Annotated in this window: 3 protein-coding genes; all 3 read right to left on the reverse strand. The window is 35.2% G+C overall.

Going from position 1 to position 1,996, the window contains the following annotated elements:
- Positions 1–81 precede the first annotated feature (81 nt).
- The gene (locus tag AB4Z33_RS30865) at positions 82–504 is read right to left on the reverse strand and encodes a hypothetical protein (protein WP_442053561.1); all 423 of its coding nucleotides are present in this window, start codon (positions 502–504) and stop codon (positions 82–84) included.
- A gap of 129 nt (positions 505–633) precedes the next feature.
- Complete coding sequence (locus tag AB4Z33_RS30870; RefSeq protein WP_442053562.1) at positions 634–1,128, reverse strand: DUF6933 domain-containing protein; 495 nt, start codon at positions 1,126–1,128, stop codon at positions 634–636.
- Between the two features lie 108 nt (positions 1,129–1,236).
- Positions 1,237–1,887, reverse strand: coding sequence for a hypothetical protein (locus tag AB4Z33_RS30875; RefSeq protein ID WP_442053563.1), 651 nt, complete (start codon positions 1,885–1,887; stop codon positions 1,237–1,239).
- Between the last annotated feature and the right edge of the window lie 109 nt (positions 1,888–1,996).

Raw genomic sequence — 1,996 nt, forward strand, 5'->3', positions numbered from 1 at the left:
TCAATAAAACCAAGCATATCTAGCCTTGTTCTTTCAAGACTTTCCGTAATTTCTGAATAAGTAAAACGAATACTGTTCAATTCATTCTTTTTTTTTAGGGTCATCTGCCCAAACAAGTAAAAAATCATCATGATAGGTAACTCCCGGTGAAGGATCGTGCCCGAGCCATGGGCTTTGTCTATTATTAATTGATTGATTAACAGTTTCCCACTGTTCAAGACCACAGCAGCAGCTAGGCAGAATAAACGATTCTTCATCTTTAAAGAAAGCTATTCCACCCAAAATAGCTACCTCATCTAACTTAAACAATTCTTCAAATGATCTCTGTATTGATTGGCTAACATCGATACTGTTGTATCCAAACAAGTGCAACAAAAAGAGCTCCACATCATGTGCGCTGCTGTCGGAAGACAATAAAGTAACTTCATTTCGAGCAACTTCACTTTCAATCCATACTGGACAATCATAGTATGGTTCTCGTATCACTGGTCTTGTATAAGGCATCTTGGATACTCCTTATTCATTGTTTTCAGTAATCTCCGTTCGTTAAAATCTAGCGTACATCTAATCATGTCGTCCTTTCCCTTTATTTAACTACTAAGTTAGCATGTGCAATGACTTCCTGCGTAACTTTCACTCTGTAGTGTAGTTCCTATGATCTTTAATTAATTCTTTAAATAAGACAATCGGCTCCTTGTAATCAATAGGTTTATGAATCATTCTATTCAACCATTTCAATCGTTCAATATTATCGATAAAATCATCTTCAATAAACCATGTAACTTCCTTCATTGTTCCAAGCACACTTCTGTTATTTGTTTTTGATATAACTACTTCTGTGCCATGCGCTATATATGTATTTATCAAACTCTCATTCACTCCTTCTCGGAGTAAATATTCTCGAAGGGTCAGCATGAATTTGTCTTTCAATCGATCTATTTGTCCTGTCCTTATTCCATCTATGATAATAGCTAATCTAGTTAAATCATTCACAAAAACGATGTGTTTTCGTTTGTTCAAGTTATAAATATTTACGTGCCAGCTTAATAACGAAGCTGCATGAACATCTTCAACTGGAATTGTTTTCATGTCTTTCATTAAATCTTTAGTAAGTCTTAAAATAATCATTTAGGTTGTCCCTTTCTCATCCTGGTTTCGTATATCGTTGTCGTGTTCTCGTCTTCCCACCGACTTAAAGCTCCGAAAGATCTGAGAACGATGCACTTAAGTTAAATGCTATTCAAACCGCTTCTTTACTCCACCGACCTCAAGTTCTATACCGACTCTATCCAGTGACCCTGTGAGTTCAATTCCGTTTCTTTGTATACCATCGAATTGAACACCAAATAAATGTTTTCTATGCGGAGCTATGCTAACGATATGTGCTTGAACATCAATATCCATATCAGAGTAGCTATGAATTAATATAGGTTTTATCAATACGTTCTCTTCATTTCCATAATTATAAATTGTAAATGAACAATCAGCTTTCACCACTGATTCCACGGTTTGAAAGTAGCATTTACTATCTTTAATTGAATAATCTAAAGAATGGATTCCCTTAGAATTATGCTTCAGAACAAACATAGCTTTTTCGCTTGCTATTGGGCTTATCAATACAAATGCAATGCAACCTATAATAAGGCTACTAAATATTCTAGGAAATCGGTGACGATACGTTCTGACTGTTCCTGACACGCCGGACAGTAATAGCAAAAAACCAAGTATAGCTGGCAAATTCAGTCCTGTTTTATCCATATCTGTCCATCGAGACAAACCAATCAATTTAAATAGATAATCTCCAAAAGATGTATCCAAATGATCTTTAGCTATCATCAATAGTCCGATTAGTAAAACAACTATGTAAATTATACTTTTACTCTTCAAAGCTTCTCCTCCAAAAGTGGTTTCCCTGTATTTCACGATAAGTGAACATCGCGTTATCTGAAAAAGTCTCTTCTTGAACTACACTCTATCCTCTTTATACATGTATATC

It is taken from the genome of Paenibacillus sp. 2TAB19 (assembly GCF_052115185.1).
In the GTDB taxonomy this organism is placed as follows: Bacteria; Bacillota; Bacilli; order Paenibacillales; family Paenibacillaceae; genus Pristimantibacillus.